Origin of the sequence: Streptomyces sp. NPDC090741, assembly GCF_044769045.1 — a bacterium.
Taxonomy (GTDB): domain Bacteria; phylum Actinomycetota; class Actinomycetes; order Streptomycetales; family Streptomycetaceae; genus Streptomyces.
Genome location: NZ_JBIVXF010000017.1, coordinates 169990 through 185789 on the forward strand (window position 1 = coordinate 169990; position 15800 = coordinate 185789).

General features: G+C 69.9%; 16 protein-coding genes, 4 tRNA genes and 1 pseudogene. 10 read left to right on the top strand and 11 right to left on the bottom strand.

The genetic code is table 11. From position 1 onward, the window contains the following. Nucleotides 1-288 precede the first annotated feature (288 nt). On the top strand, nt 289-1059 hold the full coding sequence (locus tag ACIQU4_RS34745; protein WP_403739406.1) for a DsbA family protein: 771 nt from the start codon (nt 289-291) through the stop codon (nt 1057-1059). Continuing rightward, nucleotides 1056-1901 (top strand): cytochrome c biogenesis CcdA family protein, encoded by an 846-nt coding sequence (locus tag ACIQU4_RS34750; protein ID WP_403739408.1) that lies wholly within the window; start codon nt 1056-1058, stop codon nt 1899-1901. The genes ACIQU4_RS34745 and ACIQU4_RS34750 overlap by 4 nt, the downstream gene beginning before the upstream one ends. A gap of 36 nt (nt 1902-1937) precedes the next feature. On the opposite strand, the gene ACIQU4_RS34755 is transcribed toward ACIQU4_RS34750, so the two are convergent. The 3 genes from ACIQU4_RS34755 to ACIQU4_RS34765 all read right to left on the bottom strand — a co-directional run bounded on the left by ACIQU4_RS34755 (nt 1938) and on the right by ACIQU4_RS34765 (nt 2222). Beyond that, nucleotides 1938-2014 (bottom strand) — tRNA-Phe (locus ACIQU4_RS34755). A gap of 22 nt (nt 2015-2036) precedes the next feature. Beyond that, nucleotides 2037-2110 (bottom strand) — tRNA-Asp (locus ACIQU4_RS34760). A 39-nt stretch (nt 2111-2149) separates the two neighbouring features. Further along, nucleotides 2150-2222 (bottom strand) — tRNA-Glu (locus ACIQU4_RS34765). Between the two features lie 128 nt (nt 2223-2350). Here ACIQU4_RS34765 and ACIQU4_RS34770 point away from each other — a divergent pair. From ACIQU4_RS34770 to ACIQU4_RS34795, 6 genes are all read left to right on the top strand, one after another. Next, on the top strand, nt 2351-2701 hold the full coding sequence (locus ACIQU4_RS34770; RefSeq protein ID WP_030160118.1) for a metallopeptidase family protein: 351 nt from the start codon (nt 2351-2353) through the stop codon (nt 2699-2701). Nucleotides 2702-2727: 26 nt separating this feature from the next. Next, a complete protein-coding gene (locus tag ACIQU4_RS34775) occupies nt 2728-3231 on the top strand; it encodes a fluoride efflux transporter FluC (RefSeq protein ID WP_403739411.1) in 504 nt (167 codons plus the stop codon). Further along, nucleotides 3228-3602, top strand: coding sequence for a fluoride efflux transporter FluC (locus ACIQU4_RS34780; RefSeq protein WP_403739414.1), 375 nt, complete (start codon nt 3228-3230; stop codon nt 3600-3602). The genes ACIQU4_RS34775 and ACIQU4_RS34780 overlap by 4 nt, the downstream gene beginning before the upstream one ends. A gap of 167 nt (nt 3603-3769) precedes the next feature. Next, the gene (locus ACIQU4_RS34785; RefSeq protein ID WP_403739417.1) at nt 3770-4279 is read left to right on the top strand and encodes a hypothetical protein; all 510 of its coding nucleotides are present in this window, start codon (nt 3770-3772) and stop codon (nt 4277-4279) included. Between the two features lie 281 nt (nt 4280-4560). Further along, nucleotides 4561-6855, top strand: coding sequence for a DEAD/DEAH box helicase (locus ACIQU4_RS34790; RefSeq protein WP_403739420.1), 2295 nt, complete (start codon nt 4561-4563; stop codon nt 6853-6855). Between the two features lie 162 nt (nt 6856-7017). After that, a tRNA-Lys gene (locus tag ACIQU4_RS34795) sits at nt 7018-7090 on the top strand. 341 nt (nt 7091-7431) lie between these two features. Here the strand turns inward: ACIQU4_RS34795 and ACIQU4_RS34800 are convergent. Then, the gene (locus ACIQU4_RS34800) at nt 7432-7707 is read right to left on the bottom strand and encodes a hypothetical protein (protein ID WP_403739423.1); all 276 of its coding nucleotides are present in this window, start codon (nt 7705-7707) and stop codon (nt 7432-7434) included. A gap of 297 nt (nt 7708-8004) precedes the next feature. On the opposite strand from ACIQU4_RS34800, the gene ACIQU4_RS34805 reads away from it, so the two are divergent. Continuing rightward, a complete protein-coding gene (locus ACIQU4_RS34805; RefSeq protein WP_403739426.1) occupies nt 8005-8271 on the top strand; it encodes a DUF6193 family natural product biosynthesis protein in 267 nt (88 codons plus the stop codon). 412 nt (nt 8272-8683) lie between these two features. Beyond that, nucleotides 8684-8989 carry a hypothetical protein gene (locus tag ACIQU4_RS34810; RefSeq protein WP_403739429.1) on the top strand — a complete coding sequence of 102 codons (306 nt, stop codon included), beginning with the start codon at nt 8684-8686 and terminating at the stop codon, nt 8987-8989. Here the strand turns inward: ACIQU4_RS34810 and ACIQU4_RS34815 are convergent. From ACIQU4_RS34815 to ACIQU4_RS34845, 7 genes and pseudogenes are all read right to left on the bottom strand, one after another. Continuing rightward, nucleotides 8902-9324 (bottom strand): annotated as a pseudogene (locus ACIQU4_RS34815) (immunity 49 family protein); the annotation flags it as partial. The gene ACIQU4_RS34810 and the pseudogene ACIQU4_RS34815 overlap by 88 nt on opposite strands. A gap of 107 nt (nt 9325-9431) precedes the next feature. Further along, nucleotides 9432-10286, bottom strand: coding sequence for an immunity 49 family protein (locus ACIQU4_RS34820; RefSeq protein WP_403739432.1), 855 nt, complete (start codon nt 10284-10286; stop codon nt 9432-9434). Beyond that, nucleotides 10283-13096, bottom strand: a complete 2814-nt coding sequence (locus ACIQU4_RS34825) for a hypothetical protein (RefSeq protein WP_403739435.1) — start codon at nt 13094-13096, stop codon at nt 10283-10285. The genes ACIQU4_RS34820 and ACIQU4_RS34825 overlap by 4 nt, the downstream gene beginning before the upstream one ends. After that, nucleotides 13093-13521 (bottom strand): DUF6507 family protein, encoded by a 429-nt coding sequence (locus ACIQU4_RS34830; protein WP_403739438.1) that lies wholly within the window; start codon nt 13519-13521, stop codon nt 13093-13095. The genes ACIQU4_RS34825 and ACIQU4_RS34830 overlap by 4 nt, the downstream gene beginning before the upstream one ends. Before the next feature lie 44 nt (nt 13522-13565). After that, on the bottom strand, nt 13566-13877 hold the full coding sequence (locus tag ACIQU4_RS34835) for a pore-forming ESAT-6 family protein (RefSeq protein ID WP_403739543.1): 312 nt from the start codon (nt 13875-13877) through the stop codon (nt 13566-13568). A gap of 54 nt (nt 13878-13931) precedes the next feature. Next, complete coding sequence (locus ACIQU4_RS34840; RefSeq protein ID WP_403739440.1) at nt 13932-14264, bottom strand: hypothetical protein; 333 nt, start codon at nt 14262-14264, stop codon at nt 13932-13934. A 115-nt stretch (nt 14265-14379) separates the two neighbouring features. Next, entirely contained in the window at nt 14380-15798 is a 1419-nt protein-coding gene (locus ACIQU4_RS34845; RefSeq protein WP_403739443.1) for a DUF6177 family protein, read from the bottom strand. Nucleotides 15799-15800: the final 2 nt, after the last annotated feature.

A 15800-nucleotide genomic window follows, 5' to 3' on the forward strand; every position in this document is an offset into this window, starting at 1 on the left:
GTGGCCGCCGTGTCCTCCGCCGGGCGGGGGCCCTCGTGCGATCCCGGGACCCGGGATCACGGGCGGGCCCCGGGCGTGCCGCCGCGGGGATCCGGGGAGCACGCGCACGCCCCGGTGGGGCGGCCCGCGGTGGAACAGGCCTGGGCGGACCGGGCGCCGCCGGTGCGGGTGCTCCTACGGGGGCCGGACCAGCCGGCACCGGGTCCGGTGGAGCTGTCCGTGATGCGGGTGTAGAGGACCGGCCCTGCCGCTGGTCCGATTCACCACCCGTAGCTCTGGAGCACCCGTATGTCCTCTTCCCCTTCTCGTTCCTCTTCCTCGTCCTCTTCTTCCTCCGCTTCCGCGCGCAAGCGGCTGCTGATCTCCGCCGGGGTCGCGGTCGCCGCCGTCACCCTCGGGATCGTGTCCTGGCAGGCCACCGCGCCCGAGGACAGGCCCGCCCGGACCTCCTCCTCCGCCGCGGCCGCGCCCAAGGGCTCGGACGTGCACGCCGAGCTGGCGAAGCTGGCCCGCCGCGAGTCCGGCGACAAGCTGGCCGCAGGCCGGGCGGACGCCCCCGTCGTGCTGATCGAGTACTCCGACTTCAAGTGCGGCTACTGCGGCAAATTCGCCCGCGACACCGAGCCCGCACTGGTGAAGAAGTACGTCGAGGACGGCACCCTGCGCATCGAGTGGCGCAACTTCCCGATCTTCGGCGCCGACTCCGAGGCCGCCGCCAAGGCCGCCTGGGCCGCCGGGCAGCAGGACCGCTTCGCGCAGTTCCACGCGGCCGCTTACGCCGACGGAGCCAAGGAGAAGGGCTTCGGCCAGGCGCGGCTGCTGGAGCTGGCCCGCGAGGCCGGGGTCCCGGACCTGGAGCGGTTCCAGCGGGACATGGCCGGCGAGGGCGCCGCGGCCGCCCTGCAGAAGGACCAGGAGGAGGGCTACCGCATCGGCGTCACCTCCACCCCGTCCTTCCTGGTCAACGGGCAGCCGATCGCGGGCGCCCAGCCGCTCGACGCCTTCGCCGCGGCGATCGCCAAGGCCAAGGCGCAGGCAGAGCCGCAGGCTGCGAAGTGACCGGCGTCGGCGACATCGGGTACCTGGCCGCGCTGCTGGGCGGGCTGCTCGCGCTGCTCAGCCCGTGCAGCGCGCTGCTGCTCCCCGCGTTCTTCGCGTACTCGATCGACTCGACCTCGCGGCTGCTCGCGCGGACCGGGATCTTCTACGCGGGCCTCGCGAGCACCCTCGTACCGCTGGGCGCGGCCGGCTCGTACGCCGGGCGGTTCTTCCACGGCAACCGCGACGGGCTCGTCCTGGCCGGCGGCTGGCTGATCATTGCGCTCGGGGTCGCGCAGATCCTGGGCCTGGGCTTCGCCTCGAAGCGGATCTCGGAGCTGTCGGGGCGGATCCGGCCGACCACAGCCGTGTCGGTGTACGCGCTGGGTGCGGTCTACGGGCTCGCCGGGTTCTGCGCCGGCCCGATCCTCGGCAGCGTCCTGACGGTGGCGGCGGTCAGCGGCAGCCCGGTCTACGGCGGCCTGCTGCTGGCGGTGTACGCGCTGGGGATGGCCGTACCGCTGTTCCTGCTGGCGCTGCTGTGGGAGCGGTTCGACCTGGGCCGGCGGCGCTGGCTGCGCGGGCGGGCCGTCCGGGTGGGCCGCTTCGAGCTGCACACCACCTCGCTGTTGTCGGGGCTGTTCTTCATCGCCCTCGGCGCGCTGTTCCTCGCGTACGACGGGGCGAGCGCGCTGCCGGGGCTGCTCGACGTGGACGACTCGTACGCGGTGGAGCAGTGGGTCCGGTCGTTCGCGGACGCGGTTCCGGACTGGGCGCTGCTCGGGCTGGTGGCGGCGGGCGCGGCGGCGGTCGGCGTCACGCAGTGGCGCCGCGGCGAGCGCCGGGAGAGGGAGAACGGGTAACGCAGAAGGCCCCGTCCGATGGACGGGGCCTTCTTGTGGTGGCTGGGGCCGGGGTCGAACCGGCGACCTATCGCTTTTCAGGCGATCGCTCGTACCAACTGAGCTACCCAGCCACGAGACCGTTTCCGGCCTCAGCGATCCTGACGGGACTTGAACCCGCGACCTCCACCTTGACAGGGTGGCGAGCTAACCAACTGCTCCACAGGACCTTGCAGTGTGCGAGACCAAGTCTTGCACACGGTAATGCGTACCCCCAACGGGATTCGAACCCGTGCTACCGCCTTGAAAGGGCGGCGTCCTGGGCCACTAGACGATGAGGGCTAAAGGCCCGCCTGGGCGCTTTCCAGCGCGTCGGGGACGTGAGAAGCATATGGGATCCGGGGAGCTATCGCCAAAACGGTTTCTCCCCCGCATGCGGCAGGTGCCCCCACCGGAGGGACAATGGCCCGGTGCTGGAGATGACGCGCGAGGAGTTCGAAGAGCTCGTCGCAGAGGCCCTGGACCGCATCCCGCCGGAGCTGACGCGGCTGATGGACAACGTGGCGGTGTTCGTCGAGGACGAACCGCCGGCGGACGATCCCGAGCTGCTCGGTCTGTACGAGGGGACCCCGCTGACGGACCGCGGCGAGTGGTACGCCGGGGTGCTGCCGGACCGGATCACGATCTACCGGAACCCCACGTTGCGGATGTGCGAGGACCGGGAGAGCGTGATCGCGGAGACGGAGGTCACCGTGGTGCACGAGATCGCCCATCACTTCGGGATCGACGACGAGCGGCTGCACGCGCTGGGCTACGGGTGACCGGGCCGGAGCAGCAGCGTGGAGACGTGGGCGCGGGCTTGGGCTTGGGCTCGGAGGCGATCGATCCGGACGTCGACCTCCATGTGCCCGGGCAGCGCGCCGAACGACCCGGCCCGGTGCTCGCGGCGATCGCGGCGGGCGGCGCGCTCGGGGCCTCGGCGCGGTACGGGGCCTCGCTGCTGTGGCCGGCCGCCGGGCCCGGTGCCTTCCCGTGGACGACCTTCTGGACCAACGTGATCGGCTGCGCGCTGATCGGGGTGCTGATGGTGCTGATCAGCGAGGGCGGCCGGACGGCCCCGCATCCGCTGGTCCGGCCGTTCGCGGGGGTCGGGGTGCTCGGCGGGTTCACCACGTTCTCCACGTACGCGGTGGACTTCTCGCGGCTGCTGGACGCCGGGGAGGCCGGGCGCGCGCTGGCGTACGCCGGGCTCACGGTGGTGGCGGCGCTGGGCGCCGTGTGGGCGGGGGCCGCGGTGACCCGCCTCGCGACCGGTCTCCCCGTACGGGGCGGCTCGCGGAGGCAGGCGTGAACTGGCTGCTGGTGGTGGCGGGCGCGGTCGCGGGGGCGCCGCTGCGCTATCTGACGGACCGTGCGGTGCAGGCGCGGCACGATTCGGTGTTCCCGTGGGGGACCTTCGTGGTGAACGCGGGCGCGTGCCTGGTGCTCGGGGTGGTGACCGGGGCGGTGCTGGCCGGCGCGGCCTCCGGGCGGCTGAACCTGCTGCTCGGGCCGGGGCTTTGCGGGGCGCTGAGCACGTACTCGACGTTCTCGTACGAGACGCTGCGGCTGTACGAGCGCGGCTGGCGGTTCCTGGCGGCGGCGAACGTGGCGGCCTCGGTGCTGGCGGGGCTGGGCGCGGTGACGCTGGGGTCGCAGGTGGCGCGGCAGTTGTTCGCCTGAGCCGTCCGGCGGTTGGTGCGCGGGCGTGGCCGGCGGATTGCGGACAGGCGGTGTCCCCAAGGGCGTGTCTCTTACGGCGCAAAGGGAGTTGGGCATATTGACCCGCTCCCCGCGGACCCTGACCGCCCACCCCCGGCTGCCGCCGTGGGACCCCCAGGAGGTGCCCCGTGCGCCAGTTGTCCGCTTCCCTCCGGCTGGCCGCCGCCGTGCTCGCGGTCGCGGCCACGGCGGGCTGCATGAGCGTCGGCGAGGACGGCGCGAAGCCCGGGCCCTCCTCGTCGGCGGACCGCAAGGCGGCCGCGGAGGCGGCCGGAGGTTCCGCTTCCGGCAAGGGGTCGGGGGTCCACGGCAACGGCCACGGCTCGAAGCCGGGCGCGACGGGCGCGGACGGGAAGCCGGCCGAGGACGGCAAGGCGTCCGGTGCCACCGGGGCCTCCCCCAGCCCGGGCGCGCCCGCCGGCCGGCCCGGGGCCCCCTCGCCGTCGGCCGGTCCGGGCGGCGGGCCCGGCGGCCAGGGGCAGCAACCGACCTCGGGCGGATCCGGAAGCAGTGGTTCCGGTGGGACGCAGGTCACTCCGCCGCCGGCCCAGTCGCCGACCCCCGCGCCGCCCGTGACTTCGCCCACTCCGCCGGCCCCGACGCCCCCGGCTCCGGAGCCCAGCGCGTCGGCCACTTAGGGGCGGCCGACGGCCCCCGGGGGGTGGTGCCGGACGGGTGCCGGTCCTCCGGATCGGGGGGATCGTCGCAGGTCAGGACGGTTCGGGCCGGAACGACTTGCCAGACCCGGGGGAGGGTGCGTATGGTTATAGATCGTTTGATCCCATTGCCCGGCGCCGAATCCGAAGAGCGCCGTGTGGCGCGTACTCTCCCTAGCCGTGGCTGACCGCATTGAGGCGGTCGATTTGCGATTCACGGAGTTTGGGCGCGTGCCGAGACTCCGGAAGGTTTCGCATTTCGCATGTCCATTTCCAGTTCTGACCGTGCCGTCATGCCCGAGAACGACTCGAACGAGATCGTCGACGCCGTCGAGGCCCTTGTGGTCACCGAGGCGATCGAGGCCGCTGAGGCGGACGAGATCATCGAGGCCCTTGAGGCCGACGTGACGACCGACCAGTCCATCGACGCCGAGGCGGACGACGCCGACGCCGAGCCCACCATCACCTTCGGCGACCTCGGTCTGCCCGAGGGCGTCGTGCGCAAGCTCGCGCAGAACGGTGTCACCGCCCCCTTCCCGATCCAGGCCGCGACCATCCCGGACGCCCTGGCCGGCAAGGACATCCTCGGCCGCGGCCGCACCGGCTCCGGCAAGACCCTCTCCTTCGGTCTGCCCACCCTGGCCCGCCTGGCCGGTGGCCACACCGAGAAGAAGAAGCCCCGCGCGATCATCCTCACGCCGACGCGTGAGCTCGCGATGCAGGTCGCGGACGCCCTCCAGCCGTACGGCGACGTGCTCGGCCTGAAGATGAAGGTCGTCTGCGGCGGTACCTCGATGGGCAACCAGATCTACGCCCTGGAGCGCGGTGTCGACGTCCTCGTCGCCACCCCGGGCCGTCTGCGCGACATCATCAACCGCGGCGCCTGCTCCCTGGAGAACGTCCAGGTGGCCGTCCTCGACGAGGCCGACCAGATGGCCGACCTGGGCTTCCTGCCCGAGGTCACCGAGCTGCTCGACCAGATCCCCGGCGGCGGCCAGCGCATGCTCTTCTCCGCCACCATGGAGAACGAGATCGGCACCCTGGTCAAGCGCTACCTGTCCAACCCCGTCACGCACGAGGTCGACAGCGCGCAGGGCAACGTCACGACCATGACGCACCACGTCCTCGTCGTGAAGCCGAAGGACAAGGCGCCGGTCACGGCCGCCATCGCCGCCCGCAAGGGCCGCACCATCATCTTCGTCCGCACCCAGCTGGGCGCCGACCGCATCGCCGAGCAGCTCGTCGAGGCCGGCGTGAAGGCCGACGCGCTGCACGGCGGCATGACGCAGGGCGCCCGTACCCGCGTCCTCGCGGACTTCAAGGACGGTTACGTCAACGCGCTCGTCGCGACCGACGTCGCCGCCCGCGGCATCCACGTCGACGGCATCGACCTGGTCCTGAACGTGGACCCGGCCGGCGACCACAAGGACTACCTGCACCGCTCGGGCCGTACCGCCCGTGCCGGCAAGTCGGGCGTCGTGGTCTCCCTGGCCCTGCCGCACCAGCGCCGCCAGATCTTCCGCCTGATGGAGGACGCGGGCGTCGACGCCTCGCGCCACATCGTCCAGGGTGCCGGCGCCTTCGACCCGGAGGTCGCCGAGATCACCGGTGCGCGTTCGCTCACCGAGGTCCAGGCCGACTCCGCGAACAACGCCGCCAAGCAGGCCGAGCGTGAGGTCGCCGACCTCACCAAGCAGCTGGAGCGTCTGACGCGCCGTGCCGCCGAGCTGCGCGAGGAGGCCGACCGCCTGGTCGCCCGCTCCGCCCGTGAGCGCGGTGAGGACCCGGAGGCCGCTGTCGCCGAGGTGGTCGAGGCCGCCGAGGCCGAGGTCGCGGCAGCCGTCGCGGCCACGCCGGCCGCCGAGGAGCGCCCGTCGTTCCAGGCCCGCGACGACCGCGGCAGCTACGAGCGCCGCGACAACCGTCGTGACGACCGTGGCGGCGACCGCGGTGGCGACCGTGGCGGCTTCCGCTCCGGTGGCGACCGTCCGTCCGGTGGCTTCCGCTCCGGTGGCGACCGTCGTGACGACAACCGTGGTGGCGGCTTCCGCTCCGGCGGCGACCGTCCGTCGGGCGGCTTCAACCGTGACGACCGCGGTGGCGACCGTGGCGGCTTCCGCCGCGACGACCGTCCCTCCGGTGGCTTCCGCTCCGGTGGCGACCGTCGTGACGACAACCGTGGTGGCGGCTTCCGCTCCGGTGGCGACCGTCCGTCGGGCGGCTTCAACCGTGACGACAACCGTGGTGGCGGCTTCCGCTCCGGCGGCGGCGGCGACCGTCCGTCCGGTGGCTTCCGCTCCGGTGGCGACCGTCCCTCCGGCGGCTTCCGTCGCGACGACCGTCCGTCGGGCGGCTTCAACCGTGACGACCGCGGTGGCGACCGTGGCGGCTTCCGCCGCGACGACCGTCCCTCCGGTGGCTTCCGCTCCGGCGGCGGCGACCGCCCGTACGGCCGCCGCGACGACAACCGCCCCTCCGGCTCCGGCTCCGGCTCCGGCTCGACCGGCTCCTTCGGCGGCCGCCGCGACGACAAGCCCCGCTGGAAGCGCAACGGCTGACCCAGCCCCCGGCACCACTGGCTGAGCTGACTGCCTGACAGGGCCCCCACGACACCGTCGTGGGGGCCCTGTTTGCGTTTTGCGAGCCGCGACGGGCCCGGTCAGCCGATACTCGATCGGCTGACGGTTGGTCTCCGGCTATGCTCTGGGGTGAGCACACGCGGGCCATTAGCTCAATTGGCAGAGCAGCGGACTTTTAATCCGTTGGTTGTCGGTTCGAGTCCGACATGGCCTACGGCTCACGAAGCGCCCCACCCGATCCGTCGGGTGGGGCGCTTCGCCGTACCGTGGAGGACCTTTGGCCTTGACGTGGGCCCGAAGTGACCCTGTCGGCGCAGCAGGCCGTCCTGGGCCGATCAGTAGGCTTCCCCACGTGCAGGGATCAAGTCCTTGCGGTAGTCGCCGTCGTCGAGAGCGCGGGCTTCGATTCGGACCGCCTTGAATCGACAGTCCATGCGGCGAGTGAGCTCATCGAGCGCGTCCAGGTGCTCGTCCGTGAAGCTGGGTGCGATCCAGATCGCGGCGTATGCCTCGACTTCGATCGAGTAGGTGAGAAGTCTCCCGAGATGATCGTGATCAGATGGTTCGAGCTGGTTGAGCCATGCTGGCAGCCGTGCCGACCCTGTCGAGGTTCGCGGCCACCCAGGGCGTTAAGTTCTTCGCTTCGCTCGGGAACACGTCCCTCAGCTTCCTCACCGGCGGGATCATCATCACCGACTCGCGCTCCTTGCGTGCTTGCACCATCCGGGCCCAGTACTCGTCGCGTGAATATCCGTGCTCTGCGTAGAACTCCTCGGGAGTGCCGACGAGTTGATCAATCAGTGCGCCGTTGAAGCTGTCGAACAATGTCATGCGGCAGACCGTAGGGCGAGGCACTGACAATGCCTGCCGAGGCGGACGACTTTGTCGATGCGGAGGGCGCATGGCCACGTGGGCTGGGATGATGGCCGGCTGCTTCGTGGGGCGTCTGCCCGTGGCAACGAGGTGGCTCGATTTCATTCGGCGGAAGTTCGGATCAACGTGACGGCAGACGACCCGGACAGTGTCGTGGTGGAAGCGGCATGGCAGGCGCTACTTGGTTCAGAGGGGGTGAGCACCGAGTTGGTGGCGCCGGCGTACGCCGAGCCGAAGCTGCGGTAGCTCTTCCCGTTGGTCGGGATGTGGGAGCTGCACTTCCGCTGGTGCACCGAGCACCGCTTCACCTGGGCTGTCCCTTACATCGGGCCGAGGTCGGCAGGTGCCGATGTGACCGGGCCCTGCTACATCGAAGGCCCCTCCCGCTCTGAGGCGGTCGATGAGGTCGCAACCGCGCGGCAGATGGTCGCCATGATGGTGGAACGCCTGCCGGCCGGTTGCGGCTCTGCATTCATCGGGACCGGCCAGGAACTGGCTGAACGGGAGAGCGCGAGGCCGTAGCTTCACGGCTGTCATGGGTAGACGCCCGAAGTGAGGCCGGACGCCCGTGGACGGGGTGTCACGGGCCCGCGGCCGGATGACCGAGGCACTCCGTGCTCGCGCTGTCGTCGGGCCTAGCGTTGACTCGTACGGGCGTCGGGCGTCGGTCGTTGGGGGACCTGGCTGGGGGCCTCCAGCGGCGAGTGGAGGACCTTCTGCATCGGTTCGGCGTCGGCGGCGGTTAGACGTACTCGTCGGACTTCGCCCCCGAGGCCCGCAGGAATGGACCGGATCTTCCCGCGCGGTGCCCGCGGCGAAGAGGGCCGAGCCCACCTGTATGGGCAGGACCCAGGACTCCCGGGTCTCGAGCTCGTTCGAGCCAGAGTCCTGGAGACAGCGCCACTTCGCCGCAGCGAGCGAAGGGCAGCGCGTCGTGACGGTCGAGCGCCGATTCCTCGAGGTCTGCCCGTGCACCTCGGCGGCCCGGGCGATCGGCGCGCCGACTTCGGCCGGCTTGGTCCTCCTCGGTTCAGTACCCCTTGTGCCACTGGTGGGCGGCGGCGAGAGCGCGGTGGAAGCCCGCGTGATCGTGCCTACGACCTGGTGGAACAGCTCCATCGGTGGATACACCAGCTTGCTCACCGCCTCCCGGTCCGTCATGAGGGCCCCCGCGTCCGTGCCGTCGACCGCGGCCTCCAGCTTCGAGCTGAAGCCGTCGCCACCGAGCCAGTACGTCTGAAGGGCGGCGATCCAGGCGTACTCGAACTCGTCGAAGCCCGAACCCTTCTCCCTCAGGAGGGCCGGCGGCACCCGGCACAGAGCCGTGATCCTGTGTCGCTCACGACAGACGACGGCCAGGTGACAAGCGGTGAGCATGGTGCCGGGGTCGCGTATGCCTGCGGACCGGTCGCCTGGAGTGTGCGTCCTTGTGCGCGATACGGCACTGAACGTGTTCCTCGGTCGTGGTCGCGGCGGCGAACACGGCGGAGCTGAGCTGCATCGAGTCCACCCGGCGTCCCAGGTGGGGAAGATCGCCCCTCGCGGGTCCATCAAGCAGTGCGCCTTGGCCAGCATGAGTGCGGTGTCCAGGGCTTCGCCCAGAGCGGTGGAATCCTCCTCCAGACCACCGATCCACCCCTCCGCACCCTCCGGCCAGCTCAGGGTTGGTGGCGGGCCGACGTTTACGTGGGGAACTCGCCCACCCAGGCACGGGTAAGGAGGTGGTGGGGGAGGTATCCCGATTCGACGTTGATGGACATCCCGCCGTCGTACGCGTGGCAGGCGAGGGCCAAGGGGGCCAAGGCGAGGTGTCCCTCGGGCTTCTCTGCTCGCTTTTCGTCGGCGGTCCAGTACGCCTTGTGCAGTTCGAGGGACTGGACGAGGAACTCGTTGAAGCCGGTGGGGTTGTTGGTGATGAGGAGGTAGAAGAGATTGATGGGCGGGGCGAGCACGGTCTGGAGCAGACTGTGGGGGGTGATGGTGGCGACGTCGGGCTGGGACATCTCGACGGCTCGGGTGAGCTTGTCCACGAGCTCGGGGCCTTGGAGCCAGTACGTCTGGAGGGCGTCCACCCAGTGCCAGACGAATGTGTCGTAGCCGCTGGATGCGATGCGGCTGAGCGGGACCTCCGCCAGTTCGGTGAGTCGCTGCTGGTCGCGGCAGACCATGGCGAGCCAGAACGTGGTCAGCCACGTGCCCAGGTCGGCGAAGCTTGCCGGGCCTTGGGCGGGCAGCGTGCGCATCTCGCGATTGATCCGGCACTCCACGGTTCCCTCGTCCGCGCTCACGGTGGCGAACACGGCCGACCCCAGCTGGAGCGTGTTGACCACGGCTTCCCAGGTCTCCAGCTTCGCCGCCCGAGGGTCCACGGTGCAGCGCGCACCGAGGTGCAGGAGTGCATCGTTGAAGACCGTAGGGAGTGAATGAGGGTATTCATCCAGCTCGTCGATGTCCTGAGCGAGATTGCCCCCGAGATACTCAGCCCATTCCTCTTCCGTGGCGCCGGGCGTGAAGTGGCGGGTCACGATGACGGTCACGGAAGGGTCCCCTTGGTGATATCGAAGCGCTGATAGTGGTAGCCATTGTACGCGTGAGCGTTATGGTCACCCTTGACGACCACGTAGTCTAGCTCGCCCTTCTTAAGCGCCGTCTTCAGTGCGCGGGCGAGGTCTCTTTCGCTCTTGATCGTCTTACCTCGATCCTCCATCTCGCGGATGATGTCGAGGAAATATTCCTGCGATCCTTGCGAAACCCTGCGTCCGTTGGGGAGGTTCCGTCCTCCAAGTTTCGTATTGATACTGCTCTTGGCTTCGACGACGACGTATCTGCCGTCTGGGCGACGCCACACCTGGTCAAATTGGTCGTTGCCGTTCTTGGGCCCGTGGAGGGTCTGCTTCGAAGCCCCGGCGTGGTTCTCCGTGATGTAATGGTGCTCTGCTACGAACTCTCCGTAGCTTTCCGTCACCTTGACCATCTGTGTGTGGGATTCCCTGTACACGCCGCGACTTTCCGACCAAAGGCCAAGCGATTCATCCGTCCCGTGCACCTTGTGGCTGGATTCTGCATCCTTCTTGAGGGAATCGGCGAGCTTGTCCCACTCAATCGCGAAATAACGGTCTCGGGTCACCTCCTTCAGCTTTTCCAGGCGCGGCGCATCCGACACGGTTTCCGCGCCCTTGTGGATTAGTGCCGGATCGAGGTAATGCGGCTTCGGGGGCTCGGGGGCATCCTTAGCGCGAATCCACGGGGCGTTTTCGTTTGCTCTGCTGAGCTGTGGTGGTGTAGTGCGACTCTCGTCCTTGAAGTCGAGGTTCTTCCGGTTTCCATTGTTCTTGTAGTAGTCGTCGAAGTATCCGGGCTCCTCGTTGGCCCGGTATACCTGGATGTCCTGGATCTGCGTCTCGGTGAGACGCCCGGGAGTCCCGTAGGGGTTGTCGCCGTCCAGCATGAAGCTGGGGCGCTCCACCGGCTTGCGCGGCGTGGCAGGGCCCCCCGTCGCGGCCTGGTCCGAGGCGTTGCCGGGGGTGGTAGCGTCCCCCGCGTCGTGGCCGGGGTTGTCCAGGCCGCCCGTCCCCGGAGCGTCCGGGTGGCCGCCGCCCGTGCCGGGGCCCTCGCCGTGGGGGCCGGTGGACGGGGTGTCCGGGTGGCCTGCCGTGGAGGGGGTGTCCGGGTGGGTGCCCCCGGGGGGTGGGCCGTCGGGGTGGCCGCCTCGGGGGGTGTTGTCCAGGTTGTTGGTGGGGCCGTGGCCCGCCGTGCTGCCCGGGGCGTGGTCCGGGGTGTGGTCGGGCGGGGTGTGGTCGGGCGGGGTGTGGGGGTGGGATGTGTCCGAGCCGAGGCGGATCATGTCGTCGCCGCCGCGGGCGCCCACGCCTGCCAGTTCCGGGACTCTTGCCGGGGCTGGGGTGTCCGCGTTCGGGGCGTGCGCCGGCTGGCCGGTCGGGGCGTCCTTGGCGTGCTGGGTGATCGCGCCGTCGGCGTCGTAGATGTTGCCCTTCGGGTCCATGAACTGCGTCGGGCCATCCACGGGGAGCTTGACCGTGCCCGGGGGGAGGGCGGCGGTGCCCTCGGGCAGCTTGATGTTGCCGTCCGGGAGCTTGATCGCACCGTCGGGAACGGCCGAGCCGGACGGGAGGTGGATCGAGCCGTCCGGGAGGTGGATGGAACCTTCCGGGAGGGCTATCGCGCCGTCCACGTTGATCTTCGGGACGTCGAACTTGCCCAGGCCCTTCAGGCCGGCCATCACATCGCCGATTTTGGATATGCCGGCGCCCGCGCCCTTGAAGACGTACGTCATCGGGTCGACGACCCTGCCGGCTTTGCCCGCCAAGGAGATGGCCTTCGCCGCCGCGCCCGCCTTGCCCGCGCCGGAGACGCCGCCGCCGCTGCCACCCGTACAGATGGTGGTGATCACGTTGAAGGTGACCGCGCCCCCGGCGCGGGCCGGGTTCGAGCCCCACTGGTCCCAGGCCAGAAGTGCCTTGCCTGTCTCCTTCATCGCCGAACGCGACTCACGCAGCCAGGAGGGGAGCTTGTCGTCGGGGACGGCGAAGAAGAGCGGGCCGACGCCGGGGATCGAGCTGATCGCCAGACCGGTACTGAGCTTGGCCAGGCCCGTCCACGAGGCCTTGAAGGTGTCCCAGCCGTCGAGTCCTACGAGGCCGCCGAGGCCCTTCAGAGTCCCCCAGACGCCGTCGACGAAGAAACCCTTGGTGAACTCCCAGGCGTGCTCCCACACCTGCCAGGCAGGGATCGACTCCTCCACCGCGTCACCCCAGGGCAGGGACTTCGCATGCTTCAGGTCCTCGGCGTTGTAGCCGTACATGTCCTTGCCGTGCGAGCCGTCGTCCTTCTTCAGCGGCTTGCCGCCCACCAGCGCGACGATCTTGGCGTAACAGGCACTCTCGACGTCCTGGAACTGGGTCCAGACCTCGGCGATCTCGTTGCGGCGATCGAGGTTCTCGTCGATCAGATCACCGTCTTCACGCCACTTCTTGTCGTCCGCCACCTTCGAGCGAAACGTTTCTGCTTCCCTCTTCAGGTTCTCCAGCTTCTTCACCAGCGGCTCTGCGTCGCGCGCGTACGTACCGAGTGCGCCCGCGATCGTGCACATGTCCGAGCTGAGCTTCAGCCCGAGATCCGACACCGGCTTGGTCGTCGCGAACAGCTGGTCCGCCTCGGGGGCCTGGTAGAAGGCCTGGAGCCCGCCGAAGCTCGTGTGGACGTCGCCCGCTTTGGTCGAGACCGTGGCCCCGCCCGACGAGATCGCCTTCACCTTCGTGTCCAGCACCTGCAGATTGCCGGTGAACACCGGCACTTCGGCCGGGTCGACCGGTGCGTTCCCGTTCACTTGCCACCCCTCGGCTGCTCACGCAGGGCCCCCAGGTTTACGGCCCGTGCCGCGTCCTGCGCGTGCTTGGCCGAGTCCAGGTCCCCTTCGAGGTACTCGTTCGTCGCCTTCACCGCGCCGAGGATGCAGGCCTCGATCCGATCGGCCATCGAATCGAATTCCGTCTTCCGGACGGACAAGTACTGGCCCAGAGCGGCCGCTACCGGACCCAGGGCCTTCTGCGTCGGGGGAGCGTGGCCGGGGGCGACAGGTCCCTGCAGCCTCGTTTCCGCGGCCGAGCCGGGTACGGCCGTTCCTGCCGCCTGAGCCGCCTCCGACATGGCGGTGATCAGGGCGTTCAACGCCGTCTGCAACTCGCCGGCGTTACCGCCGACCGTCTTCAACTGTCCCTGCACGCCCTGCGGCTTGATGTCCCACCCGGTCATTCAACGTCCCCCGTACTGCCCCGCGTCCTACGTCTGCACCCTGCTCAGCCGATGTTGTCGACCGCGGCCTTCGCCCGCGCCAGCGTCTGCTGCGCCGTGCCGTCGTTCTTCGCCATCGTCGTCTGCAACAGGCGGATGATGTTCTTCACCTCTTGAGAGGCGTTCTTCCAGCGCAGTTCCTTGGCGTGGTACTCGCCCGCCACGCCGTCCGCCTCGAAGTCCGTCATGGCCGCGGCCACCTGCGCTTCACGCGCGGCGATGACCTGCTCCAGCTGGTCGATCACGACCTTGATGTTGCCCTGCGCCTCGGTCGACGCGCCCGTGTTGTACGAACGGCGGTCCTGGCCACCGGCCATCGTCATCACGCTCCCCGTGAGATCGAAAATCCTGAACTTGCCCTGCAGTCCGCGTCAGCGGCCGCGGAAGCGGGCGGCGTCGAAGTTTGCGGATGCCATCTGCGTCTTCGCGTTCTCGCCGTGCTCCTGGTCACCCGACGAGAAGGCGCGCTCCATCCCCGACTGGCCGCCGAGGATGGCGGACAGAGAGGCGTTCAGCTCCTTGGTGATGCCGTCCGCGCGCTCCTTGAACGAGTCGAAGGCGACCTTGCCCTGGCCGTTGAACTTGCCCTCGAGCGGCTGCGCCGCGTTGATCAGCTGCGTAATCAGCGTCCCCAGGTCCGTACTCGAATTACCCGACTTGGACATCAGGTTCGTCAGAACCTGCGTCCCCATGTCGAACTTCATCCCACTCCCCCGCACATTCGAACGAACGAAAGTATGCCCATTTCTATCAAGTTGCGTCGCTGATGCAACGCGCAACCGGCAAGCTGTGACGAAGGCATGACATCAGCGGGCCCTGTCACGCGCCCTTCAAGTGCCGGACGAGGCGCTCGAATTCAGCCCACCCCCCGAGGTCCGACGGGTCCCCGGGAAGCGGGTAGTAGTACGCGGGCCGAGCCTTCGGCCCCATTCTGACGGGCGGCTCTGACAGTGGCGTACGTACGGCTCGGTCGTCTGGCATCGCCCGCACCTCCTCCGCGCCGAGCACGAAGGCGAGCGGCACACCCGGCCCCTCGAAACGCGGAGGAACCGTCAGGCCACGGCCGGCTTTGCGCAGTTGTAGGAGCATCGACTGCATCCGGTGACGGGTGGCGAGCGCCTCGGCCATCCTAGGCAAGGCGTCCAACGGCAGTTCCTCGTCGGGCCCGTAGCCGAACGCCAGGGTCACGTCTTCCTCGACCCCCGCCTTCGTACGGGTGATCCGCACGGTGGCGAGACCGGGCCGCTCCGGACCGCCGACCACCACGAGCCACGTCGGCTCGGGGGCCCGCGCGAAGGCCACATCAGTCAGCCGCCTCGGCGACCAGGGCAGGTTGGCCGGTTCAGCGGTCCCCCACCCCGCCGGCGGCTCGCCGGTCAGTTCGCGCCAAACCGTCTCCAGCGCCCCGCCGAGGACCAGCCGCTCGTCCGCCGGGTGGATCGTGCGGAAGGTGACGGCCAGCTGCCTCTCGCCCGTGTTCACGACCTGCAGGTACGAGGCCGCCACCGGCGTGCGCGGGTCGTCCTCGGTCGCACCGGCGGGCACCACCGTGGCGAACATGCCTTCCTGCCACCGCAGCACCGCGCCCGACAGGCCGTCGTAGTAGCCGTCCCGCTCGTCCTGCACGACCCACCGGGAGGGCCAGCCCGGCATGGCCGAGAGCACCGCCGGGGAGAGCCTCGTACCGGGCGGGGTGACGATCTGCAAGCCGAGCTCGGCCGCGGCGGCGGCCCGGAAGGCGTCGGAGAGCCAAGCCGTCATGGCGACCACCGGACGGTCCATGATGACGACGGCGACCTTGCCGGTCAGCACGTCGACGGCGGGCTGCGCCGCGGCTGGCGTCGGCGCGACGCTGGTCACGTCGCTCTGCACCACACCGAGCGAGCGGGTGGCCTCCGGCGGCCAGGCCGTCCCACCGGACAGAGCGGCGAGACGGGCCGCGAATGTCCCCGCGAGCCGTTCCGCCTCGGCGACACCGGTGGTGGCGCGGGCCTCGGTCCACCAAAAGGGGACCGGCGGCGCGGTGGCCCCGAGCAGCCGTTCGGCCTCGCCGGGCACCTGGATCAGCAGCGGCGCCTCGACCGAGACCAGGGGCCTGCCCTGCTCGTCGCAGAGCTGGACGACCGCCCCCTCGCCCGTCGCGTTCACCAGCTTGTCGGGCCCTCCGGAGAGCAGACCCGCGAGCACGGCCCAGGCGTCGGGCATCCGCTGGGTGAGGGCTATGACGTCCTTGGTCATGT